20 protein-coding genes and 2 pseudogenes are annotated in these 25887 nt (G+C 35.3%); 5 read left to right on the top strand and 17 right to left on the bottom strand.

The annotated features are described in order from the left end of the window. Positions 1-15: 15 nt before the first annotated feature. From CHI10_RS05875 to CHI10_RS05860, 4 genes are all read right to left on the bottom strand, one after another. Positions 16-1041: a ribitol-5-phosphate dehydrogenase gene (locus CHI10_RS05875; protein ID WP_095243384.1), complete on the bottom strand. Its 1026-nt coding sequence runs from the start codon at positions 1039-1041 to the stop codon at positions 16-18. Next, complete coding sequence (locus CHI10_RS05870; protein ID WP_095243383.1) at positions 1038-1751, bottom strand: IspD/TarI family cytidylyltransferase; 714 nt, start codon at positions 1749-1751, stop codon at positions 1038-1040. Before CHI10_RS05870 ends, CHI10_RS05875 begins: the two co-directional genes overlap by 4 nt. 270 nt (positions 1752-2021) lie before the next feature. Next, positions 2022-3512, bottom strand: coding sequence for an N-acetylmuramoyl-L-alanine amidase (locus tag CHI10_RS05865; protein WP_095243382.1), 1491 nt, complete (start codon positions 3510-3512; stop codon positions 2022-2024). A gap of 273 nt (positions 3513-3785) precedes the next feature. Further along, positions 3786-5969 carry a SpoIID/LytB domain-containing protein gene (locus CHI10_RS05860; protein ID WP_095243381.1) on the bottom strand — a complete coding sequence of 728 codons (2184 nt, stop codon included), beginning with the start codon at positions 5967-5969 and terminating at the stop codon, positions 3786-3788. Positions 5970-6220: 251 nt separating this feature from the next. Here CHI10_RS05860 and CHI10_RS05855 point away from each other — a divergent pair, with 251 nt between their 5' ends. Further along, the gene (locus CHI10_RS05855) at positions 6221-6463 is read left to right on the top strand and encodes a hypothetical protein (RefSeq protein WP_095243380.1); all 243 of its coding nucleotides are present in this window, start codon (positions 6221-6223) and stop codon (positions 6461-6463) included. A gap of 10 nt (positions 6464-6473) precedes the next feature. On the opposite strand, the gene CHI10_RS05850 is transcribed toward CHI10_RS05855, so the two are convergent. The 3 genes and pseudogenes from CHI10_RS05850 to CHI10_RS05840 form a co-directional block, all read right to left on the bottom strand. Further along, on the bottom strand, positions 6474-7052 hold the full coding sequence (locus CHI10_RS05850; RefSeq protein WP_095243379.1) for a class D sortase: 579 nt from the start codon (positions 7050-7052) through the stop codon (positions 6474-6476). Positions 7053-7151: 99 nt separating this feature from the next. Then, a pseudogene (locus tag CHI10_RS22870) lies at positions 7152-7274 on the bottom strand (LPXTG cell wall anchor domain-containing protein); the annotation flags it as partial. A gap of 34 nt (positions 7275-7308) precedes the next feature. Continuing rightward, positions 7309-7512, bottom strand: coding sequence for a cytochrome c family protein (locus CHI10_RS05840; protein ID WP_095243377.1), 204 nt, complete (start codon positions 7510-7512; stop codon positions 7309-7311). A 221-nt stretch (positions 7513-7733) separates the two neighbouring features. Here CHI10_RS05840 and tagU point away from each other — a divergent pair, with 221 nt between their 5' ends. Beyond that, entirely contained in the window at positions 7734-8663 is a 930-nt protein-coding gene (gene tagU / locus CHI10_RS05835) for a polyisoprenyl-teichoic acid--peptidoglycan teichoic acid transferase TagU (RefSeq protein WP_095243376.1), read from the top strand. A gap of 98 nt (positions 8664-8761) precedes the next feature. Here tagU and CHI10_RS05830 read toward each other — a convergent pair whose 3' ends face one another. The 3 genes from CHI10_RS05830 to CHI10_RS05820 form a co-directional block, all read right to left on the bottom strand. Beyond that, positions 8762-10177 (bottom strand): polysaccharide pyruvyl transferase family protein, encoded by a 1416-nt coding sequence (locus CHI10_RS05830; protein WP_095243375.1) that lies wholly within the window; start codon positions 10175-10177, stop codon positions 8762-8764. A gap of 348 nt (positions 10178-10525) precedes the next feature. Then, positions 10526-12373: a CDP-glycerol glycerophosphotransferase family protein gene (locus CHI10_RS05825; RefSeq protein ID WP_095243374.1), complete on the bottom strand. Its 1848-nt coding sequence runs from the start codon at positions 12371-12373 to the stop codon at positions 10526-10528. Between the two features lie 288 nt (positions 12374-12661). After that, on the bottom strand, positions 12662-13012 hold the full coding sequence (locus CHI10_RS05820) for a hypothetical protein (RefSeq protein WP_095243373.1): 351 nt from the start codon (positions 13010-13012) through the stop codon (positions 12662-12664). Positions 13013-13575: 563 nt separating this feature from the next. Between CHI10_RS05820 and CHI10_RS05815 the strand changes: the two genes are divergently transcribed. Beyond that, positions 13576-14892 carry an O-antigen ligase family protein gene (locus tag CHI10_RS05815; protein ID WP_095243372.1) on the top strand — a complete coding sequence of 439 codons (1317 nt, stop codon included), beginning with the start codon at positions 13576-13578 and terminating at the stop codon, positions 14890-14892. Between the two features lie 239 nt (positions 14893-15131). Here CHI10_RS05815 and CHI10_RS22615 read toward each other — a convergent pair. Next, positions 15132-15273: pseudogene (locus CHI10_RS22615) on the bottom strand (IS3 family transposase); the annotation flags it as partial. Between the two features lie 391 nt (positions 15274-15664). Between CHI10_RS22615 and istA the strand changes: the two are divergent. Then, complete coding sequence (istA, locus tag CHI10_RS05810; RefSeq protein ID WP_286137195.1) at positions 15665-17146, top strand: IS21 family transposase; 1482 nt, start codon at positions 15665-15667, stop codon at positions 17144-17146. Positions 17147-17234: 88 nt separating this feature from the next. Continuing rightward, complete coding sequence (istB, locus tag CHI10_RS05805; RefSeq protein ID WP_095243371.1) at positions 17235-17999, top strand: IS21-like element helper ATPase IstB; 765 nt, start codon at positions 17235-17237, stop codon at positions 17997-17999. Between the two features lie 58 nt (positions 18000-18057). On the opposite strand, the gene CHI10_RS22860 is transcribed toward istB, so the two are convergent. The 6 genes from CHI10_RS22860 to CHI10_RS05775 all read right to left on the bottom strand — a co-directional run bounded on the left by CHI10_RS22860 (position 18058) and on the right by CHI10_RS05775 (position 25887). Then, the gene (locus tag CHI10_RS22860; RefSeq protein WP_353615964.1) at positions 18058-18210 is read right to left on the bottom strand and encodes an IS3 family transposase; all 153 of its coding nucleotides are present in this window, start codon (positions 18208-18210) and stop codon (positions 18058-18060) included. Positions 18211-18615: 405 nt separating this feature from the next. Then, on the bottom strand, positions 18616-18825 hold the full coding sequence (locus CHI10_RS05795; RefSeq protein WP_095243369.1) for an HTH domain-containing protein: 210 nt from the start codon (positions 18823-18825) through the stop codon (positions 18616-18618). Positions 18826-19172: 347 nt separating this feature from the next. Further along, on the bottom strand, positions 19173-20978 hold the full coding sequence (locus tag CHI10_RS05790) for an asparagine synthase-related protein (protein ID WP_095243368.1): 1806 nt from the start codon (positions 20976-20978) through the stop codon (positions 19173-19175). A 53-nt stretch (positions 20979-21031) separates the two neighbouring features. Beyond that, on the bottom strand, positions 21032-22339 hold the full coding sequence (locus tag CHI10_RS05785) for a lipopolysaccharide biosynthesis protein (protein WP_095243367.1): 1308 nt from the start codon (positions 22337-22339) through the stop codon (positions 21032-21034). A 1057-nt stretch (positions 22340-23396) separates the two neighbouring features. After that, entirely contained in the window at positions 23397-24542 is a 1146-nt protein-coding gene (locus CHI10_RS05780; RefSeq protein ID WP_095243366.1) for a glycosyltransferase family 4 protein, read from the bottom strand. 25 nt (positions 24543-24567) lie between these two features. Next, positions 24568-25887 (bottom strand): nucleotide sugar dehydrogenase, encoded by a 1320-nt coding sequence (locus tag CHI10_RS05775; RefSeq protein ID WP_095243365.1) that lies wholly within the window; start codon positions 25885-25887, stop codon positions 24568-24570.

Here is a 25887-nt window from a genome sequence, read left to right as displayed (position 1 = left end):
TTCAGCAAAAACTTATTAAATCTTCCATTCCATTACTGTTTTACCCCAGGAGGATGTTAAGTCCTTTTCAAATGCATCTATAATATCCTGAATTGTTCTAACCACCTGAACTTCCCCTACAAGAGTGGCTAGGTATTCAACAAAGTCAGGATGTTCTTTCATAAAGTCAACAGTATTCTGGAAGTCTGTCCGCCCGCTGCGGCTGCTTCCAATCACAGTGATTCCTTTTTCGAGAATCATTCGGGTATTGACTTCAACCGGATATTCAGAAACACCCATAATCGAAATCGATCCTTCTGGCTGTATATGATCAATAATTTGATCAATGGCATATTGGCTGCCCTTTCCGCCTACTGCTTCGAATGCGTGGTCAATCAGCAAATCTTCAGGTATTTCATCAATCTGGTAAGCTTCATCCACAAAAGAAAAATGATCAAGCTTGTACTGATTTTTACCGAAAATAATCACTTTGCTGTCTTTATAGCGTTTCTTTAATATTAATGAGGTAATGTATCCTAAATTCCCATCACCCCATACCCCAAATACATTGCGGCGTCTATGGGCTCTTGTTTCAAAACGGACCAGTGAGTGCATAGCAATCGTAATTAATTCAATGAAAGCTGAAACATGCTTATCCAGTTCATCTGGAAGCTCAACCAGCCGATCCCGATTTAAAAAGACATAATCCTGCATAAACCCATCATATCCGCTGGATCTGAATTTACTTGATCTCAGGTAATTCTCTGCTATAATTTCATCAGTCTCTGTTGGTGTATTTGGCACCATCACGACAGAAGTCCCTGTTTTGAACTCACCTGCAGGATCGTACACTACTTTCCCAACACCCTCATGGATTAAAGCCATTGGCAGTTTCTTAGCAAGAGCTTCTTTTCCGCGGGACCCTGTGTAATAACGCTGGTCTGCTGCACAGATGGATAAGTGTGTTGGACGAACCACTACATAATCCGATTGAAGTGAGCGGTCTTTGTATGTGACCTCGAATTGCCGCGGAGAAACTAAACGATATACTTGATTAATCATCTTGAAATCCGCTCCTGTATAATAGCATTAGCAACTTTTAGATCGTAAGGTGTTGTCACTTTAATATTGAAAACTTCCCCTTTGACTAACTTGACTTTATCTCCATGAAGTGCACAGATTTTACAAGCGTCAGTAAGAATTTTCTTCTTTTCATCGTCAAGGTCATTATAATATTTCACTAGTTTCTGGATGTTGAAGCTTTGTGGCGTCTGCCCCTGGAACATTGTATCCCTTACAGGAATATCGGAAATCACTTCCCCATCCTCTGATTTAATAATGGTGTCAATTGCCTCAATTACTGTATCCACCGCTCCATATTCAATGGCTGCATCAATATTTTCCTCAATGATGCGGTGTGTGAGGAAAGGACGTACAGAATCATGAGTGACAATGACATCATCTTCATTGATGCCGAAGTTTTCTTCTATATATTTTATCCCGCACATAATGGACTCGTTTCGGTCAGAGCCGCCCTCCACGACAACCAGGCGATCATTTTGGCCGATGTGCTTCTTCATAATATCTCTTGTATGATTAATCCAATCCTTTGGAGAAACAATAATGATTTTATCAAAACGGTCATTTAGTAAGAATTTTTCAATTGTGTGTATAATGATTGGACGGTTATTTAAGGTTAAGAATTGTTTGGGCATATTAATATTGCCCATACGCGTTCCCTTACCTCCTGCAAGAATCTCTGCATATATCACCTTTACCACTCCTTTTGATCAGCTGCTTCAATTATTTTAATTCGTTAAGTTTTTTGTAATTATTTGATAGGATTTGTCAAAGTTTGATAGCAAAACCCATATTTCAATATACACTTTTTCTTCAGGGTTATCAAGTTACCCTATTATTCGACAAGAGCTGTCACGACCGGTTTTACTCCATTAATGGAAGGCCTTTATTAAATTTATATTAATGCACGATGACAAAAAAATATCAGGCTGTTCTTAGAACAGCCTGATGGCAATATACCGTTAATTATAGTAATTCATAATGCCTTTATAAATGGCATCTGCTGCCTTTTGCCTATAAGTATTGCTTGCCAGTTTTTGTGCATCGCTTGAGTTAGTTATAAAGGCAAGCTCGACAAGCACACTTGGCATTTTGGTATTCTTGATTACATAGAAACCGCCATTCTTAACGCCTCTATCTGTTGTGCCCAGTGCTTTCACCAGTTCCTTTTGTATTTCCTCGGCGAGTTCTTTGCTGGCCGCGGAAGCATATGTACTATCGTACCAGGTCTCCGTGCCATTTGCTGAACTGCTTGTAAAGGAATTAACATGGATACTTACAAAGATATCTGCCCCAGATTTGGCCGCTTGATTTACCCGGGCTTCTAAAGAAGGATAGGTATCGGTTTCTCTTGTCATAACAACTTTAGCGAGAGAATTTGAGAGTTTTGAATTCACTCTCTTAGAAACATCCAGCACAATCTCCTTCTCCACTAAGCCATTTCCGGACGCACCTGGATCCTTGCCGCCATGGCCTGGATCAATAACAATCGTTTGGCCAACGATTCTTTTTTTCAGCAAGCTATTCACACTTTCACTAACAGAAATCGGGCCGCCCAGGATCGTGAAATTGGTAAATTCATTATTTGCAATTGATTTTTTAATGACTTTCGGGATACTATTCGATTCGATTAATAAAATCGGTGCATTTTTCTTGGCTGCCAGGACTGAGCCTGTCAGTGCATCTGCAAAAATAGTCCCTTTCGTAATAAAAGCATTTGACCGAGATGAAAAATACGCATTGGCAATATTCGCAGACACTTCATACCGGCTGTTTCCACCGAACCTTCTAGGGTTAGGGACATTTTTATAAACCGTGTCAGAAACGCTCAATGGACCACCTGAAATAATGGTTTGAGTTATATTCCTGCTATTGATTAAGTTTTGTGTAGATTTTTCAAGGTTATGCTTATTATTAGTCAAAAGGATTGGATAGCCGTTTCTTGCCGCATACGGAGCTATGGACAATGCATCAGGAAAATTAAATCCATCCGCAATGACTACTCTGCTGCTGGATCCCAATTCTTTGGCGATATTGTTCGCGACTTCCATTCGGCTATTACCAGCAATACGCTTAACTGAAATGCCCATGGCGTTTAATTCTTTTACAATATTTCCGGACACACTAATCGTTCCACCGACAATAATTACATTTTTAGCTTTTAGTCTTTTAATCTCATCTTTTGTTCTTGGAGTTAAAGAACCAGGTTTTGTTAAAAGCATTGGCGCATTGTATTTATACGCAAGAGGTGTAGCTGCCAGGGCATCACCGTACGCCTCCCAGTTTGCCAGCACCACAGTAGATGCGCTCGACCATCCATTCTTCGAAACATTAATCGCAACATCAAACCGATCCTGCCCGCCTAATCTTGTGGTACTTCCGGCTGAAGCCTCGAAAGTAACAAATAATGATAAGATTAGAACAAATAGACAGGCTGTCAGGTTCTTCTTCATCTTTCAGCCTCCCATGATGTTATTCTATAAATTTATAATAATGACCAAGGACTAGTGATCAACAGGACAAATAGTTGAACTGCCCTCCTTTTTTACAAGTATTAAATTTCCGTGACAATTTACATAGACTGACTAATTATAACATATATATACATATTTTTTAGTACTTTCTCCAAAATTCAGCAAATTTATTAATCTTTACTAGTTTATAACCTGCTGAATTAGGGTATAAAAAAGGGTGACAATCCTTGAGGAAGTCACCCTGTTAAACTATTAATTATCAGTTAGTGTTGCTCCCGGATAATAGAATCCTAATATTTCATTATATTTTTTACCAGCCGCAGCCATTGAATTTGCGCCATATTGGCTCATGCCAATTCCATGCCCAAATCCTGCTCCTGAGAAGTTCATCGAAACATTTGGCAGATTGTTTGCTACGCTCTCATTAACGGAAATCGGCCCGCCAAGAATGGTAAACTGATCAAATACATTATTGGCAATAGACTTACCAATAACTGTTGTCAGCGAATCAGGCTTGATTAACAGAATTGGCGCATTATTCTTTGCCGCCAGTACAGAGCCTGTTAATGCATCTGCAAAGACATCCCCTCTAGTTATAAATGCATTTTGGCTGTTAGAGAAATATGCATTCGCTATCTTCGCTGAGACATCATAACGGTGATTGCCTCCGAACCTTTTCGGATTAGGAACACTGTTATAAACTGTGTCAGATACACTTAATGGCCCGCCAGAAATAATTGTTTGAGTAATATTTCTGCTATCTATCAGACTTTGAGTAGACTTCTCAAGGTTATGCTTATTATTAGTCAATAGAATTGGATACCCATTTTTTGCTGCGTATGGAGCAATCGATAAGGCATCAGGAAAATTGAAGCCATCCGCAATTACAACTTTGCTGCTGGAACCGATTTCCTTGGCGATGTTTTCGGCCACTTGCATTCGGCTATTACCCGCAATTCGCTTAACAGAAATGCCCATTCCCTTTAATTCACTAACGATTCCATCGGAGACACTTATCGGCCCTCCGACAATGATAACGTTTTTCGTTTTTAATCTCTTAATCTCATCTTTAATTCTCGGTGTTAAGGACTTAGGCTTGGTCAGAAGCAAAGGTCCATTATGCTTATAAGCAAGAGGTGCAGCTGCAAGAGCATCACCAAATGCTTCCCAGTTTGCTAAAACCACCGTATTGGCAGTAGACCAGCCATTCTTTGAAACATTGATTGCTACATCAAAGCGATCCATGCCGCCCAGACGCGTGTGACCAAGCACCTCGCTGCCCGTTACAAGGGTACTTTTCATATTGCTTGTACCAAGAATGACCCGCATTGAATTGGCAGTTCTTTGTTTGGTTTCAACAAAGGTTTTGATCTTTCCATTTTCCATCACAAATTCGCCTGTAGACTTGTTTTTCACAAAAAATTCGACCGTAATAGATGCATCGATGCTGCGTCCGCTGCTGTTCTTGCCAATGAATTTTATTTCAGGTATTCTTACAATCTTAATTTCATTATTTTCATAACCAAGATCATAAAGCCAATTTTTAATGTTATTGGCTACTCCAGGTGTTCTTTCATAGGTGGAACTCCACCAGCTGCCCGGATTTTCTAAATCCAGCTTTCTAGTGTCAATTTGATCCTTATTATAGGTAACGCTCCAAGGCCTAACAGGGTCGTACGGATCCTGTTTTGCCTGAAGATATGGGTGATCATAGCCCCATAGGTTCCCACTCGCTTCAATAGATCCGCCATTACTTGATGAGTAAACAGCACTAATACGGGAGCCGTTGTATTTCATTACTTTACCAGCAGTTTCTTCTACAGCTTTAGAAGAATTAGGGTGCCATTCATAACCGCCGTACACTTGAAATGCTTGAGTATCTGCCACAGTCTGCCCAATCTTCGCAGCTGAATAGGTTCTGGCAGCAACTGCTTGTGCTTTCACCGCTTCTAAATTCCACTCTGCCGGCATTTCGTGGGGAACTACTCCTTTTAGATAATCTTCAAAAGGAATATTGATGTTGATCGGTCTCACGTACTTCGAATTCTCTACTGTATACTTAACCACACCTAAGTATTGTTTTACAGAATTGCCGTGTATCGTATGAACATTCTCAGTTGAATATTTTTCAGGCAGAACGGTAATCGTGCTATCAAACTCTTTAATTTTAGTGCCTGTAGAGCTATAAAGAGTTAATTTTCCTGATACTGCTTTGACCTTATATAGCTTGCCTTCCTCAAGTTCAACCTCTTCATCATCATCTTCCTCGATGCTATGAGAACCCTTAAGAGAAAAGCTTAACTCCGTTTTATTCCCTATGTAGTTGCTCAGTTTTACAGAAATGGTATCTGCACTTGCAGCTGAAGCACCGATATTCGCCATAGACATAACCAAGGTGAATACAACTAAAAATGATAGTATTCTTCTAAAATACAATGTACTATTTCCTCCCTTTTCCTCTTATTTTACAAGTATATCACAATTAAATTTCATCGTTGTCAATTATTTGTAAAAAATAAGGGAATAATCGGGGATTTAGAGGAAAATTTGGTGAATTTGTCACTTGCTGCAAATAAAGAAACAGTACCGCTTGGTAATGGTACTGTCTTGAAGATTTAATAAAACAAGCATTTTAAAGTACCTCATGAATAATATGTAATATAAGTCTTTTTCAAGAGGTGGGAAATATGTGCAGCTATAATGATGAATTGGATTTCATTATGCGATACTTTCAAGAGGAAGTCCAGCCAGATTCAAAAACAAAGGAACTCGGCCTTAGATTAATAGACATGGTCATTCAGCTAAGGCTGGAAAATCACTATCTGAAAGAAAAGATCATAAAAGCCGATCAGGATTTTGAATGGGTTGAAAAGAAAGCCGATGAGTGGATGTTAAAAGCAATGGAAAATTCCGAGCTGAATAAGCCCTAACGCTTTTCCATCAATTTTTATCCGCAGCCTTTTTAGCATAGATTATATACCTCTGCGGTGCGTTGCCAATATAACTGAACGGATAGCATGTAGTGACAATCAGCTCTTCTTCTTCATTTTGCAGTGTTATGATACTTAAATCGTCTGCTTCTACAATCTTAGTTTCTACTATATTATATGTATGTTCACCAAAGGGCATTTTCATTGTTAATTCATCACCAAGCTCAAGTTCCCCTAACCTTCTAAAAACTGTATCCCGATGCCCAGAAAGGACAATTTGTCCATTTTCCCCAGGATAATAAGAACCTTTGTAATGCCCTACTCCCTTTTCAAGTTCATCAGGGTCTGTCCCTTCAATAATAGCGAGTTCAGAGTTGATAGCAGGAATTTTCAGCAGGCCAACCACTTCTCCAGTTGAAGGAGCAAACCTTTCATCCCTTTCTGGCTCTGCTGTTTTTGCCACTACTTCTTTTGCTTTCTCAATACTCACATCTGCCTGTACCTTTGATTTTACGATTCCCCAGCCTGCATAACCAGTTACTCCTGCCCCCAGCAGGATAAACATAATTGATATTAGTTTTAGCTTCATTTTCCCACTCCCGATACCCAGTCCCTATATTTTCATTATAGAATAATGATTGAATGAAAAACCCCCCTTAAATGCTAAAAGGAGGGTTTTTGTTGATATTTAGATGCTTTGCCCTGCTTTTCTAAGCTTTGCAATCATTAGTAATGCTCCGCCCATAATGGACACCAGAACACCTAATGCCAACAAGTTGAAGTTGTCTGTAGCCGTATTTGGCAGTGCATGTCCGGATTTAGCATTTTAGAGTTCCCGCTCAAGCTTACCACACTTTAAAATAATCCAGCATAAAATCAGGAAGCTCCTGCTTGTCCGCCCATCGGCTATTCTCAACGACCGTCCGGCCATTCCTATCTAAAATCACTGTATTTATCGGCTTATCCAATTCATTCCTTAAACTGATTAACCCAATAATTAGAGCGAAAAAAAATAAAGCTATAATTGATAATACAATTTTTACTTTCATCTCAAATCCCTCATAAAACTTTTAGGCTATGTGTATTATACTATAAAAATACCATAAATAAGGTAATATTTTCTTTAACACTTGAAATTTACAGGATTTTTATACCAAACACCTAAAAATATTTATATGATTATGCTAAAATGATATATTAATTTTGTTTAATATTTGGTATTCTATATTTCAGGATTACAAAACTTGTAAATACTTGGAGGATTTAATAAATGAGAGTCGAAAAAAGAAAGAAAAAGCCGAAATGGCTGAAAGTGATAGGAATACTATTTCTAGTATTATTGATTGGTGCAGGCGGCTTTGCCTTTATGGTATATAAATCGCTGACAGATGCTGTCGAAACGATGCATCAGCCAATTGACAGGGAGAAATCAGACAAAAGACCTGAGAAAATCACACTTGAGAAGAAAGAGCCTTTCTCTGTCTTAATGCTTGGTGTTGATGAGCGCTCAGGTGATAAAGGCCGTTCGGATACGATGATCGTCCTGACGGTAAACCCAAATGATAAATCCATTAAGATGCTTAGCATACCCCGGGACACACGAACTGAAATTGTTGGAAAAGGCTTTGAGGATAAAATTAATCATGCATATGCATTTGGAAATGAAGAAATGTCCATGGCGACAGTCGAGAACTTCCTGGATATCCCGCTGGATTACTATATTAAAGTAAATATGGAAGGCTTTAAGGATATTGTTGATGCTGTGGGCGGAATTAGTGTAAATAGCTCGCTGGCATTTAACCAGGGAGGATATCAGTTTACAGAAGGAAGCAACAACCTTGATGGAGATGCTGCCTTAGCTTATGTGAGAATGCGCAAACAGGATCCTAATGGGGATTTTGGACGCCAGGACCGTCAGCGCCAGATCATTCAGGGAGTTATAAGAAAAGGCATGAGCGTTAATTCTTTAACCAATTTTGACGACATCTTTGGAGCACTTGGAAAGAATGTCCGAACCAACATGACTTTTGCCGAAATGAAGGATATCCAAAAGAACTATCGAGATGCTGCAGGCTCAATTGAACAGATGAAAATCAGCGGAAACGGACAAACCATTAATAAAATTTGGTACTTGATCGTTCCGGGAGAAGAACAGCAGCGCGTTCAGATTGAACTTAAAGACCACCTTGAACTGAACTGATGAAGATGAAAAAGCGAAGGAGCTCTCCTTCGCTTTTTTGCTGCAAAAAAGCACATTCTTTCAGAGATCTGAACAGAATGTGCTTTTCATATTAAAGCTTATTTAAAACTTACAAGGTTAGCCGTTTTCAATGCTACACGGACAGCTTTTCTATTCAATGTGCCCTGCTGTTTCTTAATGGTCTTCTCTTTTTTAGATAATTTATTTTGCAGGTCTTTTATGGTTTTGTCTTTTGCCGCCACCTTATCCTTTTGGGCTTTTAATGCTTTGGCATTTCTCTCTTCTTCCTGTGGATAATACTTTTCAAATCTCTCCACCATCTCTTCCAGACTGCAGCCGCTGATTGGTGTAAGAGGAGGAAGCAGTTCAGTCTGTGCAAGCTTCTCATCAAACGGCACTTTTTCAGGAGTAAGGCTATCCTTGTAGATGTGGTCAATATTATTTTTATCCAGGAAGTTAATAAAGTTATCGAAGTTCTTTGCCTGTTTCCTGGCCGGCTGCTGGAAATCAACCTTTTCGATAAGGTCTGAAAGCCTTGTCTTCTCTGTAACTTCATTTGCCCATACGTGAGTCAGATCATGGAATTCTGTTAATTCCCTCATTCGGGCATCCTTCGGAATTAATATGCTAGGCGTCCCTGCAATAGTCGCTGTAATATTTCCATGCAGCCTGGCACCAAAACTTAAATCTGCTTGTCTGATGAAATCCAGCCAAGTAGGAACATTTAAAAAGTAGCGTACTCTGTTATTCATATAGGTCCGATCCGACATTTTTACAGGATAGTTATCACTGTGCTCTGCAATTTGAGGAGCTCCTGCATAAACGAGTTTCATCTCTTTCATCCATTGTGGAATAAAATAATGATTCGGGTATTCCTCCATGCTTCTCGTAATAAAGTTTAAAACATTATCAGGAGAGAGTCTTGAAGAGTTAACAGTTACCATTGAATCCTTCGTAATGGTAGTGTCACGAATATTTAGTTCTCTTCCAAAGGCATACATAGAAGGACAGCCAATAACGGTATGGTCAACACCTTCACGGAAGCCTAATCGAGTAAGGTATTGGGAAGTAATTTCTCCCCGCAGGCCAAGCATAGTGGACTTCTCCAGTACTGCACTGACAAATGCCTTTACATCTTCATCAAAGGAAAAACCCTCATTTAGTTTTGGTTCAAGCGGTGCCCGGAGCCCTACTCCAATTACATAAACAGGAATTTTCAATTTCTTGATCAGCTTAGTATATTTACGGAGTGACGGAACGAATTCCTTACGAAAAGCATCAGCCAAAGGAATTACATAGGCATCATACTTTTCATTAATTTCATCAGCGTATTTAGGGTCATAATTGTAATAGTCCGGTGTAATCGTGACACCTTCGGTCATCAAATTGCGAAACACGCTATATTGATAAACCAGGTTACCAACATTACCCCCAATTGAATTATTGAACATGATGTGTGGTGCGTCAAATGTATCGAACGGAGACATACCCGCACGTATTAAGATGTTTTTCATAATGTTCCCCTTTCTGATTGTGAATCTCTATATAAATGAAATAAAAATAAAATGAATACAAGGAATTGAAGCAATGCCTTTGTTATTTTAACATACCAATACAATCTTTAAAAATAATTCACTTGTTTTACAATTCGGTTAAAAATATTATCCATTTGTTTTATGTATTTTACTCCTTAAAAAAGATTATTTCTTTTGAACCCTCCATTTTAATATGATAGTTTATATTCAGAGCATTATACTTTACCCTATATTTTGCAGGTTAAGCTAAGATAAAAAAATTTTTCACTAACAAAAAAAAAAGAACTAGCTTCTATATTAAGCCAGTTCTCAGCCATACCCATTTTTTTATGCTTCTGTATTCCCGTTAATTAAGTGTTCCACTACACGTTTACTTGCTTTTCCATCCTGATGGTCAAAGAAGTAATCCCTGAATGGCTTAACTTTCTCCTCTGCAAGATCCTGATTAATGATCTTTTTTACTAAAGCATCTGTCGTTTTGACCAGGTTCCCCGGGATAAAGGATTGGTATTCATAGTAGAATCCGCGCTTGCTAATATAATCTTCTACATCCGGAGCAAAGAATAGCATCGGCTTATTAAGCAATGAATACTCAAAGCATATGGAAGAATAATCTGTAATAAGAATATCAGTAATTAAGAGTAAGTCATTCACTTCCCGATAATCAGTAAAATCATAAAAGAAATCCGCATAATTATGTGGAATGGTAACCTTATTTAGAACAATGAAGTGCAGTTTAAAAAGGAAGACATATTCATCCTTTAAGTTTTGATATAATTTTTCAAAGTCCAGATTTTCAATCGGATAATGAGCTTCCTTCCTCCCCCTGCCTCTGAAGGTTGGTGCAAACATGATTACCTTTTTCCCCTTAAGGTATGGATATTTCTCATATAACTCTTCTCTTTTTGCAGCTTTATAAGCCTCATCAAAAAATATATCCGTCCGGGGAATGCCAAGGGGAAGAATATTCTCTTCCGGAATATCAAATCCTTCTGCATATTGGGGAATAATATTTTTGGAGCTTACTACAGCCTTAGTATAATTCCGATGATCCTTCGAATGGATCTTTGGACCACCTGGCTGTCCCAAGCGGCTATAGCCAAACTTCTTAAATGCACCAGCGCCATGCCATAATTGAATCAAATCAGCATTTTTCCGTATCCTTAACGGCGATACCATAGGATAGTTTTCCTCCAGAAGAATTGCTTTAGAGGTTGCAGCATAGAATGCAAGCTGTACAATTTCAGTCAAACTTTTTCTTACAAAACTATTCTCTTTAAACATGAATTTGCAGTTATATTGAAGATTCTGCCGAACCATTTCTTCATATACATACTTTAAGTTCCCTCCGATTTCACCTCTGCTGTCGGAAGCGAAAAGCACTTGATTTTCTTTAACGGGGAACATATGAAATAAATAATAGAAAAAGGCAAATAACCTGGTCCTGACAAATCTGTAAATGGGACCTGGTTTAGCGGTCTTATTCTTTATATCTCCATATAATTCACTTGGATTAAATTCTTTTAGCTTTGTTGATGTTAACAGCATACTCTTTGAATTCACATCATATGTGACCATTAAATTATGCATCAGCTGAGATTTTGCCGAAAAGTATTCCATTTTTGTATTATAGAAATCATCTTTAAGGAACTTCCTGATATCCCCTAGTGGAACTCTTCTAAAAATTCTCTCCGTGCCATTGTACTTTACCAGTATTTCTATATAGGTCTTATAGTTCCCCGCTGGTAGCGGTTTGTTATTTTTACTATCAGCCGTTGCAAAGTTGACCCTGCCAGTAAAACCCGCCCACATATATTCATTATCTACCGGCTTTTCAAGACTTAAATTCGTTAACGGTATATCTTCTAATATAAATTTATACTTTGTTTTATCTTCCACATGGATCAGTACCAGCTTTTTCTTAACATCGAAATTCTTTTTTAATGGAACTCCTTTAATGAAACAATATCCTTCTATATCTAAGATGGACCCATTCCATTTCAGCAGGGTCACTTCCTGCTCAAACTCTGCAAAATTGTTTTCCTCAAATACGTTATCCAAAGATTGTGATTCCTTATTCAGCACTTCATTCAGGGACATTTCATAGCTGTTATCTCCCTGATTTTCATTGGCTGAACTCGGGTTCACCCGTTTTGTATCATTCCCTAATTCCATTTACCCTTACCCCTTTATGAAAGCCATAACATTATTTTAGTATAATACGCCTATGCAAATAGATTAAAAGACCCAATACACAAACAAATTATAGCATATAAGTTATATTTAGTTTATTTTATTTTTAAGGGATCGTTGCTCAAAGAATGTTGTTTTTTGTTTATGCATTTATAAAATCTATTTGACTTTCACTTAACACTGATAAAATTGAAAAACCTTGCTAAAAATAAAGCAAGGTTTTGTTCCTATTTCATATTTACTTATTCTTCATAAATATGATTAAATGGCTTACTGTTCCTTTTTCAAATTCACTTCAATGTCTTCATTGAATCTTCCAGAATTTTTGGTATACATCTTCTTTCTATAAATGATTTCACCATTTGCTAATTCGATTTCTACCAGACCAGCATTATCATTTGCATCTCCATCAAATTCATATGTCCCCTTTCCTGAGCTTAAACCAATTGTACCTCCACTGCCATTGATAAAGGCTGCACCTGGGCTTTGTTCCTGTACCTCAACATCAAAGACACCGGTAGTTTCACCAGTTGATTTTAACGTCACGATATAACCGCCGCTGTTCTCATCGTTCTCTTCAAAGTGATATTTCCAAACCCCTACATAAAGGCTTGTATCCATTGCATCAGTTGGGCTTTGACTATTTTTTCAGTGTTATTTTGGCTATCATGAAATGTCTCTTTTGCAGGTGAATCAGCTGAATCTGCCTCATCCACTCCACAGCCGGCAGCAATTAATGCCAACACCGACAATAACCAAAGTAATCTCTTTAAGGTTTCCAGCTGAAGGTGAAAGTGGTTAGTCATGAGGCAATTGAAGTGTAAAATAAAAGGAATCACATCCACGGTGCCGTAAGCCGTTTCACCATCAGGTTTAGCTGCGGCTGCTTTTTCAAGGATTTTCTGTATTCGCCCTATAAACGTGGTTGGCTTACTACGAGTTAATGGTCATGGTTATGATATCCACCCTGCTATATAATCTTTCCACGAGTACCTTGCAAAGTGCATATCTTGGTGAAGTGAATATAGATTAAGGTCCAGCTTGATATATATCCATATTTATCGGCTTTCAGGATTTCGCACCAGACACAATTGTAACAATTTACAAAAATTGAAAAATAACTTGAACCCTTGGTGATATACCTTTAAACTTATATTGGTATTATTCTAGGGGGTTTAAATTTTATGTATGTAGCTCTAAATCACAAGTCAGAGAAATTCTCAAAACTTATTTTGATGCTTCCTATAGTGTTTTTTCTTTTCCCAAGACCAGGACTTCCAGGAGGACAGTTTATAACTTATCCGATGATAGGGTTATTGATTGTTGTGACAGTTCTTTTATCAAAAAGAAAAGAAAGTTTATTTAGTTTTGATAAGAATTTTTTATTTCTAAATGCGACTTTGTACCTTTACACTTTATCCATCGCTATTTCAATGCTATATAATTCTGGTGAAGTTTCAATATCTGGATTTACTCATGTCGCAAAACCAATCTTTTTTATGTTGATTTTCTACTTTGGTTACTTCGTTTCAAGAAATAAAAATATTGAAGTGATTAAACAATCTTTTTTAAAAATGGCTTATATTATTTTAATTTTTCAATTGATTACTGGTCTTGCGCAACTGATTGATATATCAGCTTTTTCCTATGTTTATTCATCAGACAAAACAAGGCCGTTAGGTAGCATGGTTAGGATTGCAGGAACAATGGGGAATCCGAATATTTTTGCTTGGTTGGTTATCCAAATGGCCACAATAATTCTAATGTTCGAGAAACGCAAATTTATGAAATATATCTGGATAGCCTTAAGTATAATATTGGTATTCCTTTCGGGATCAAGGTCTTCACTAATATTGATGCCTATTGTACTTGTGTTTGTTTCTATGATTTCGAACAGAAAAACTGTGGTTTTTTATTTTATTAAAATACCTATGTATCTCTTGATTTTATTTCTCTTTGCAAAGTTGTCTTATTGGTTTATTTACAACTATGGAGATCATTTTCCTTATTTATATCAATTATTATCTATTTTTGATTCTGGATCTTTAACCAGTGTTAATTCCTTTTATTTAAGAACGTTAATGTGGGATAACGGATTAAGTCAACTCGGGAATTCCCCTCTATCTTGGTTATTCGGAGTTGGTCCAGGTATTATTACAGAAATGGATAATGATTACTTGTATGCACTAACTAATTACGGATTATTGTTTATGTTTTTTCATATCGTTTTGTATATTAGTATATTCATCTTTTTCTCTAGAGTAAAAGATAGTAAACTTAGAACACTTGGGCAACAGTATATTATCTTTTCTATGGCAGTTGGAATTCAAGCGGATACTTTAGTTGGGTGGACATACCCAATACTGATTCTATTTTATGCTGGTGTAGTTGTATCCATTTTAAGAATTCAAAGGTACAACAAAAACACATACGAAGAAGTTGCATTAGATAAGTCAGTCGCCAAAAAAAAAATAAAGAAAAGATATAGATTGACCTGGTGATAATGAACAACAGGAAGAAAAAGCGCATAACTAAATAAAATAAGAGCTTATATTTGAAATGTACCACCATTTACGGACAGTAAAAAAGCTCCTTTGCGGCTAATAAATGACCCCAGTATTGTACCGGGGTCATTTTATTTAAGACCCATTGATAACGGTGATGATTGTACTCTTCGATTACTCGTTTCACTTCCTTCGCTAAATCCTTTAAATTAGCAAGTGATTTACTCTGCTAGATCTTTAAAATGTCCAAAGAAGCTCTCCATTGGTACGTTATCCCAACAGTTGCCCTTTCGTGACATTGATTGAGTTAATCCAAGCTCTTTCACTTTGCTTTAAATAGAGATGCGTAAAATGTATTCCTTGGTCAGAATGTAATATGACTTCAGGGTGAAAATGTTTGCCAACACCTGTCTCTAACTTTTTAACGTCTTATAGACGATGTCCATATCTAATGACGTAGACAGGTGGCACGCCGTAATTTTCCTTGTAGCTCCGTCCTTTACACAGGATAAATAAGCTTTTTGTCCCTTTCCATAATAAAGATAAGTAATGAAGTAAGCAGGACTTTCCTTGGTTCCTCCTGATTGAATTCTCCCGTTATGAAGGTTAGGGCAGGTTAGATGATCCTGGTGTGACTGCTAAACTAAAGTAGACAGTTTTCGCTAGATAAGATGAAACACTTATTTACCCGAATATACCAGTAAAATACATGCCCCCTCCATTGTATGATGGTGGTTTGATTCATTAATTTATGGAGGGCAGAGTAAAGGTGGATAAGTGGGAAATGTATATGGAAATACAACAGTTAAACAAGAAAGGATTCAGCAAGTCGAAAATAGCAGTTAAGCTAGGAGTATCCAGGGCGACTGTATACAGGCATCTCAAGAAATCTCCTTCGGAGATGGCAGAATGGGTTGAATCGTTACAATCCAGAAAGAAAAAGTTGGACCCATATAAAGAGTTAATATTGACTTGGTTAAGGGAGCATCCTGATCTTTCAGCAGCACAAGTACAGGATTGGTTGATGGAAAGGTATAAAGAGCTTGAAGTTGGTGAAAGCACAGTCCGTGCTTACGTGAGAGAGTTACGGGATGAATATAGAATAGCTAAAGAAACTTCACCAAGAGACTATGAAGCAATCCCTGATTTACCAATGGGGGAACAAATTCAAGTTGATTTTGGACACACAAAGCAAAAAACATCTGATAACCAAGAAGTAAAGCTGAACTTTATTGCATTTGTGTTATCTAACTCAAGATACAAATATAAAGAATGGTTGGATCGCCCATTTACAACGCAAGATGTTATTCAGGCTCATGAAAATGCCTTTCAATGGTTCGGTGGGATTCCAGGAGAGCTTGTGTATGATCAGGATAGCTTGATTGTGGTGAGCGAGAATGGCGGAGATCTCATTTTGACGAAAGAGTTCCAACAATATAAAGAAACCAGGAAATTAACCCTTAGGGTTTGTCGAAAAGCCGACCCAGAAAGTAAAGGTAAGATTGAAAATGTAGTGGGATTTATTAAGTACAATTTCGCTAAGTATAGAGTCTTCCATAACATCGACTCATGGAATGAACAAGGTTGGGAATGGTTACATCGGACAGGTAATAATAAAGTCCATAACACAACAAAAAAAAGACCGGTCGAAGTGTTCTCCTTGGAAAAGCAACACTTAAGACCAGTCACAGGAAATATCAATTTCCTAAACAATCATGAAAACAGTATAACAAGAAGCGTTCATAAGGACAATACCATACGGTATTTATCCAATAGGTACTCCCTTCCACTTGGGACTTTTCATAAGCATGAAACTGTCTCGATTAAAGAAACAAAGGATAAACACCTATTAATCTATCATTCCGAGACAGGAGAACTTCTGGCCAAACATAAGATACCAAATGGTATAGGGCTATTAATTAAAGACAGAAAGCATACAAGAGATCGTACAAAAGGAATCGATGCATTTATTGATACAGTAGCGAATCGATTTGAAGAAACAGAAAAGGCGTATGACTACCTTGATAAACTTCGTGAGAAGTACCCAAGGTATATTCGCGACCAGCTACAAATGATACTACGGGAAACAAAACAAAATAATGAACAGATTCTAACAACAGCCCTTCAAGAATGTAAAGAGAGAAACTTATACAGAGTGCAACAGATTTTAGCGATATCATTCTATACCTCAAGCGACAACGACAGGTTCATGATACAGCGAACGACAGCGCTGAGATTGTTTCACCATTAAATAGCATATCCGGCTGGGTTATTGAAACAGAAGCACAAAAAAGAAATGTAGATACCTATACTGTCTTTTTGGAGGAAGGTGATCAAAGTTGAATCAGCTTCAGGAGGTTCAAGATATATTGAGGTCCCTTCGGTTAGCTGAGACAGCTGATCGATTGCCTGAATTAATAAGAGAAGCTGAGAAAAAGGACTTGTCCTTTACTCAGTTTCTACTGGATGTAGCAGCCTATGAACAAAAACGCAGAGATGAAAAGCAACTGGAAAAGCGATTTAAGTGGGCAACATTTCCCTTCCATAGTACCGTGGATGAATATGACGTGAACGAGCAAAAGTCCTTAAGCAGTAAAAAGTTAAACCAGTTAAAAGACTTAACATGGATTGAACAGCTATACAATATCATTTTTCTGGGACCGCCAGGTGTAGGTAAGACTCATCTTTCGATAGGTCTGGGTATCGAGGCTCTAAACCAGGGATATAAAGTGATTTTTACAGCTATGGGGGATCTAATTCAGGCATTAAAAACAGAAGAAATAACGAGGAAATCCAAAACAAGAATGAAGCGAATCAGAGAAGCAGACTTGGTTATCATAGATGATTTAATGTTTATGGCAATGGACAAACAGGAAGCCAATATGTTCTTCCATCTCATTAATAACCTGTATAATCAATCCTCGATTATACTTACGTCGAATAAAGGACCTAAAGAATGGGGTGAGTTATTGGGTGAACAAGCCATTACTACAGCGATATTGGATCGGATCTTACATCGAGTAGAGATAATTCATTTAAATGAAGACAGTTGGAGAATGAAACATCGAAAAACGATATTTGGTGAACAAAGTGTTTCAAATTAATCAGCAGAAATTGTGTCATTCTACTTGACGGTCACACCTGGGTTGCCTTAGCCATCTTTCAATAGGGGTTGGCTTTTCTTACTTTTGTTTTAAGGTTATATTTTGCCATCAAAAGCCTAATCTTTTTGTGGTTCATTACAGCTGAATAATCATTCTCCAGAATCATTTTAATTTGGAGGGCGCCTACTTTTTCTTTTTTGCTTAGGAATATTTCTTAAATTAGCTTTATATCCATTTCATCCTGCTCGTCACGCTGTTCCCGTATAAGATGTAGCCTTCACCCAGTCATAGTAGCCGCTTCTGCTAGCACCCGCCAATTCACATAAGCAGGAAACAGTTTTCTTTAACTGATAAATTCTTATCGTTTTTTCGATAAGGAAAACTTATCAGCTGCCGTTAAAAATGTTTCTTCGTCAATGTCTGTCTTTCTAGCTCTTCCAGCTTTTTTAGGAAGTCATTCTCCACCTCAAGGAATTTAATTCGTGCCTCAGCTTTTCTAAATTCTCTTCCACAGAAAGCTGTTTTGAAGAAGGTCGCCCTGTACTCCCTTTACCTCTTCTTCCGTAAGGAGACTTTCCTCTCCAAACCTTTCATACGAATCCCTCCAACGTTTAAGTCAACGCTTTGGTTGATTCTTACCGATCATATCCAGGTCAAAGCCCTGATCAATAAAGATTTGCGATGGTATTTTTCCACTTTTGAAATCCTTCATAGCTTTTAGCTTAAATTCCGGACTATAGGAGATTGATCTTTTAGAAGCGCTTAAGACATTGGGATTCTTCTCAAGTTCCTTAATTTGAAATTCATTATAAATATTCTTACTCATGATAACCCTCCGCCCATATTATTAGTTCTATTGAAACACAAAAAACCCCAGATAAGGGGCACTTTTTTATCAGTGTACGCTATCCGGGGTATAGGTATATTTCATTTATGGCTGGCAAGTCTTTTTTAATAAATAAAATGCAATACTCTTGCAGTTTTTCTTTGCAAAATTCTGCACTATTATTATGTTTAGTCTCTAGTAATAACCTTTTTAATTAAATACTTCATTGAAACTGGTGTCCGGTTTTCTATATCTATTAAAAGGTATCAACCACTTACATCTTACTTAAATTCTAACTTAGAAACTCCAGACTAGCAAATAATTTTATAACTTAAATGGAATTACGTTCACATATTTTTTAAGCTCTTAAACCATTGTCCAAAAGTTAGAATCTGAAATAGAATTCTTTCATTGTTTTTCTTTCCTTCTAAATGGTCATTAAAAAGGGTTAAGATATATTTTCTATCGAATATTTCATCACTAATTATTTCTTTATTTTTAATAACGCTAAGGATTTCAGACTGAATTTTTTTATTTTCAATAATTAATTTTGCATAATTAGGCCAAGAACTATTTTTAGCCTTATAACTATTAGTTTTTAGGATCTTATAGAATGAATTAGTTAGGTTTGTAAAGAACCAATGAACATATGAACTTCTTTTCATTTTCACTCTAGATCCTGATAATGGTATATCACCTAATTTTTTATCTAATTTTAAAATGGATTTTTTTAGTAAATATCCATTACTACGATACTTTATTGGTACTTTTAACAATAAATCAATTATTCTATTGTCAAAAATAGTCCTATAATTTATTTTATCATTAATACAAAGCTGATTTAAATGTGAACAGTATCTACCATATGAATCACAGGCTATATAATCTACAGCTTCTTGTGGATCTATAGATTCAGAACCAAAATTGCTGATTAACATTTCCTTTATGCTTTTGGATAACTCATTATTAATAGTTTCTCTATTTTGCTTATTAAATATTTTATCAACACCTTTTACTTTACGAGGAAAGTTATTTAATAATAAATTTGTAGTGTTAACATTATAAAAATTCTTAATAAGGATTGGTGAGGAAACCTTATATCTCCCTATTTTTATTTTATGTTTAAAAAATTTACTACCTTGCCAAAATTGTTCTATAAGAGAGCCATTAAATATAATATCTACTTTTTTAGAAATACTCTCTGTATACCCTATGAAATGGCCATTTAAAAAATTATACATACCATCACCAATTTCAACAGATTCACCAAGAATATTATAGTAATGATCAATCTCCCTTTGAATATAATTAAAATTAGCTTCCCGATGATTGGCAACTTTTTCTGAAATTCGGCATTCTATATTATATGAATCTCCAAGAGTAAAAACTTCAGTAATTCTTTTATTGGAATCAGCAGCTAGGATAGCTCTAGAATCAAGACCTCCACTTAAAAGTATTCCATACCTTTTTGAATCATTAGTTTTAAAATTTATAATCTCTCTCATTAATTTACTTAATTTAGATACATAATTTTTTTCTTCAAAACTCTTATCTATATTTTGTTTGAATTTCCAGTATTTAAATTTGCGAACTTCTCCGGTGAAAAATTCATTTAGTGTGGCACTTTCAAATGCATTTATATTTTGGATGAAAGTTTTATTACCAAAAACCATTTGAAGGGAAAAAAACTCCATAATTGCTTTTTTATTAAGACTTATTTCACCTGGTAAACACTTTGAAATTTCTGTCATTCTGTTTGAAAATACCACTCTATCCTTACTTAAATAATAAAATATAGGTCTTGTAAAAAACCTGTCAGTAAGAACATCTAATTTATTTTTATTGTGATCATAAATAATTAAATTAAATGAACCATTTAGCTCTTTTAATATTTCCCTATTCCCCTTTTTTATTTCACTAATTATCCCTTTTAAAAATTTAGAATCATTGATATGAGTATTAAAATCATTACTATATATCTCTCCATCTACTAGAAGAGTTACTTCCAAATCTCGAAATTCCATAATATCAAAGTCATTAGTCTCTACCCTGTAATCTAAATAAAAGCTATCACTGATACTTAATTTAGAATCGATATTTTTAATCTCAACATTATCATTGTTAAATATATATTCCCCTAAATATTTTCGCATAGAAACCCTCTTTTTATATTGTTAAATAATAAGATTATTATTAACTCAATACATCATATTGTATTAAATTTATCAACAGTTTTATCAAATTGGTTTGCTTTTTTAAGTGTTTTTATAATTAAGTAAATATTTAATATTGAGCCAACAATGCCGTAAATCGCTATTGCAACATAGTCACTCATAAATATAAAGTAACCAATAGAAAGAGCAATTAGTCTTATAATTAGTCCAAAGGTAGTAAATTTCAAATGAAAAGCTTGAGCAGATAAAACAGGCAATGCCTTTATACTAGGTCCATTCATAAAGACAAAGAGGACCCACAATGCTATCCATCTTGCATATCCACCAGCTTCTTTCCACTCAGGTCCAAAAATAAAACTGAAAAGTGCGGGTCCAAAGGCAATAATTAAGCCAAACGGAATTATACCAATTATTCCTAATATTAAAGTAGCCTTTTTTATTAATTTAAAAAGATTTTCTCCATTGTTTGCTGCTTCTGATATACGTGGGTAAAAAACATCGCCAACTGACTTTCCAATTAACTGTGAGGGTATTGCTAATACTGTTCTTCCCAGAGAATAAAACCCTGCCGAAGCAGGCCCAAAGAAACTAGTCAACATCAGTACAGGTAAACCCTGGGAAACAGCATTTATAAAAACTTCCGGCGCCCTAAATACAGGAAAGTCACTGTATTTTTTTGCAAGCTGAATTATTTGTGGGTAACTAATAGAATTCTTTATATCCCTAAAACTAGCTCTGGTAGCTCCTTTAAACATCATAAAGGCCTTTAGCCCATCACCAAGAGCGGTTGTTATAATTAGAACCGTCGCTATAGGATTAAATAAGCCAAATCCTACTTGACCACCTTGTATAAAAAGCACATGAATAATTGTAACCTTAGCGGTGATTCCAAACTTTTTGGCACGTATTAACCACTGTTCGGCAACCTGTCGAAAACCTGCAAATACTATGACTATTGGAATCAGAAAAAGGTAAGATGCTATTACTTCTATTTTAAAGAGCTGAACTAGAGATTCCTGAAAAAAAAGCAAACTTATCCCGACAACACCTGCAACAGTTAATGTAATTATCAATGAGAGAAACACTAAACCTTTTGCATCTTTTTTGTTTTTTGGGAGAACTATTGCAATTGGATATGTTAAAGCTGCTATTGGAGTTACAATTCCAATTATAGAGCGAAATACACCTAGCAGCCCATATGCTTCTGGTCCATATAACCGAGTTATAATTGGTGTTAATGCTAAGGCTATTAATTGTGCTAACGCAGTTCCACTAGCCACAATCATTACATTTCGTATAAAAGGCCTTTTTCTTAATTTATTATATAATTTATTCCTCATTGTTTACTCCTAACTACATTACAAAACAAACAGTATAGAGTTATAGTGTGATTAATGATAAATTACAATGTAACTAACTATTTTTATCGGTTTTCTTTTTAAAGTAAAAGTACTGATTCATACCTATCCCAATAATAAACCATTGGATAGATATTGAATTCCAAACAAATCATAGGTTAAACACCTGTACCAAATCTAAAGAAAGGATTTTTATTTACAAGTGAAATGATAGCACTCCAAATTTTTTCTACCAGACAATAACCTCTTCCCCGTATACTGTAGTGTCAGGAAATCCAATTCAGGATGATAACTCTATCTATCAAGCCTTGGATATATAAAAAGAAAAAAAAGGAGTAGAGAATAAAAGATAATAAAGAATGATAATAAAGAAAGATATAAATCGGTGTTTTTTTCCTGTAATATATCTCCTTACCATGACTGTTAATATCCTAAATATCCCTGCAACTATTACAGATCTTGCACCACTGCTGTATATTAAAAATATACCAATAATAATATAAATATTATAAATAAAAAGTAAAATTGAGGGATTTTCTCATCAAAAATTTATTTTCTAAACGTACTATAGACAAAAGTAAAGTATATCCTGTTATTAGAATAAATTGAGCAAGTGTAATTAATCCCCTATAAGTTTGATTATAAAAATACCCTATAATCAACATTATGATAAATGCAAGGTATAAAAATAAGTATATAAAATTCAGATTAGAAATAACTTTTTTAAGATATAGTCATAAATAAAATGTTTGATAGTCCTAAAATGGAAACAAGAGCTATTAAACCTACAAAACAGAAAGTAGAATCTACATAATTTGTGAGCCCAATAAGCGGAACAAAAACAAAGACACTATCATTACATCAGATAATTCCACTCTTAAACTTAGAGAACTTTTATAATTGATATTTTCAGTCAATGGTTTCACCTTCAATAAAATTTGTAATAAAAAACCTAAATAGTAGAGTAACACTCTCAAATAGAGAGTGTTACTTTGATCCTTTCATTAATCTCTCTTAATTGAAATTAAGATAAATGCTATTATAAATCTTTATGACTATATAATTCATAGTATTTATCTGCAGTTTTCACCCAAGAAAACGGCAGTGATTCTTTTATACAATTTTGAGAGAGTTCATCGTATCTTAAAATGATATTTTGAATAGACTCTACTATACTAAGTTTTTCGTAAGGATTTACAGGAAACCCTACCTCCATACCGCTATTAAAAAGTCCATCTATCCCCTGTCCCTTTGAATATATAACCGGTAACCCTCTTGTCATTGCTTCTATATAGACTAATCCAAAAGTCTCTCTAAAGGAAGGTAAAACCAATACATCACTTTTATCCATGATTGAGGAAATTAACTCTTTATCATTAACATATCCATAAAATGTAACATTGTTTGAAACGCCTAATGTATTACATAGTTCTTTGCATTTCTCTTCCATAGGCCCATCACCTAAAACATGTAAAGAGACCTGATACCCTTTATCAACCAACAGCTTACTTGCATGTATAACATTTATTAAATTTTTATTTTTATCAATTTTCCCCATAAAAAGCAGTTTGATCTTAGAGGGGTTCCTTTTTTTACTTTCTTTAATTCGGTTACTATACCAAAATTCATCTATACCATTCGGAACTACAATACATTTATTCTCAATTTTTTTCACAAGAGCACTTGGTAATAATGATAATAATCGCTCTTTATACGCAACAGAGATAAAAACTATTGATTGAGCATTTAACAATATTTTATACATAAAAGGCCTTAAATGAATTCCAAACTTGTAGAAAAAGTTAATGTCAGAATTTCTAACGTTTACAATATAGTTTATTCCATATCTCTTGTATAGTTTATATGCTGTTCCTCCGTCACTAAAAACGGTATGCGCATGTATGAAATCAATATTTCCTATAGGATTAATTTTTTTCTCAATATCCTTCATCTGTTTAGTTATTTTTCTAAAATATAAATACCGATCAAATTTATTTAAGATATTACTATAGAAATATTCTACTGAAAAAAACTTGTCTGGCAATTGATTTAATTTAAAATGTTTGTTATCTCGTATTGGTATATATATTTTTTGATTCAAACCATTTCTAAATGATAATTGTTTAACTAAATTGCTATATAACTTATTTCCAATGTAATAAGAACAAATGTGTAATACCTGCATTTATTTCATCCTTAATAAAGTTTTTCTATAAACTCCAATAGACATAACCTCTTGATTCTACTTCTTTTCTATTCATAACTCCCTTAATATCAACTAAAACATTCTTATTTTTTTTGAATACCTTTTCTAAGAAATTAAAATCATAATCTTCCTTAAACCTGTTGTGGCTAACAGCAAATACAACACAATCAATATTTTTTAATTCTTCTTTACTCACTAAATTAATTCTATATGTTTCCCAAACATCTTCTTTATCCGCAATCGGATCATGTACTAGGACATCTACTCCGAATTCCTCCAATTCTCTTATAATATCTATTACTTTAGTATTTCTTACATCAGAACAATTTTCCTTAAATGTAATTCCTAATATAGCTACTCTAGCTCCCTTTATTGGTTGTTCTGCTTTAATTAAGCTTTTTATTATATTTTGTGCTACGTAAACACCCATATCGTCATTAATTTTTCTACCAGAAAGAATAATCTGGGAATGATATCCTAATTGTTCTGCTTTATAAGTAAAATAATATGGATCAACACCAATACAATGTCCACCAACTAAACCTGGTGTAAACTTAAGAAAGTTCCACTTAGTCCCTGCTGCTTCTAAGACTGCTTTTGTGTCAATCCCCATCTTGTTAAAAACCATCGATAATTCATTCATAAATGCAATATTTATATCTCTTTGGGAATTTTCGATAACCTTGGATGCCTCAGCCACCTTTATAGATTCCGCCCTATGCACACCTGCTTCAATAATTGACTCATAAACTTTTGCAATAATTTCTAGGGATTCTTCATCAGACCCAGACACTACCTTAACTATTTTAGTTAAGGTGTTAACATTATCACCAGGATTTATTCGTTCTGGAGAATATCCGACTTTAAAATCAATTCCAAACTTTAACCCAGATTCTTCTTCAAGAATTGGTATGCATATCTCTTCAGTTGTTCCAGGATAGACTGTAGATTCATATACAATTATTGATCCCTTTGTGAGGTTTTTCCCTACTATTCTACTAGCCCCTATTACCGGGTTTAAATTTGGAGTCTTATCACTATTAATTGGCGTAGGTACTGCCACTACATGAAATTTACAATCTCTTAATTTACCTTCATCGTTTGTAAAAATCATATTAGTATTTTTTAATGCCTCGTCGCCAACTTCTTCAGTAACATCTATTCCTGATAAGTATTTATCTAGTTTTCTAGAATTTGTATCAAACCCTATTACATCTAGTTCTTTTGCAAACTCTATGGCTAGAGGAAGGCCAACATAACCCAATCCTACTACTGCAATTTTTTCTCTTTTTTCAAGTAAACCTTCATATAAATTATAGCTCAT

Source organism: Bacillus sp. 7894-2 (genome assembly GCF_002272225.1).
Taxonomy (GTDB): domain Bacteria; phylum Bacillota; class Bacilli; order Bacillales; family Cytobacillaceae; genus Cytobacillus.
This window is presented reverse-complemented; position numbering and strand designations above follow the sequence as displayed.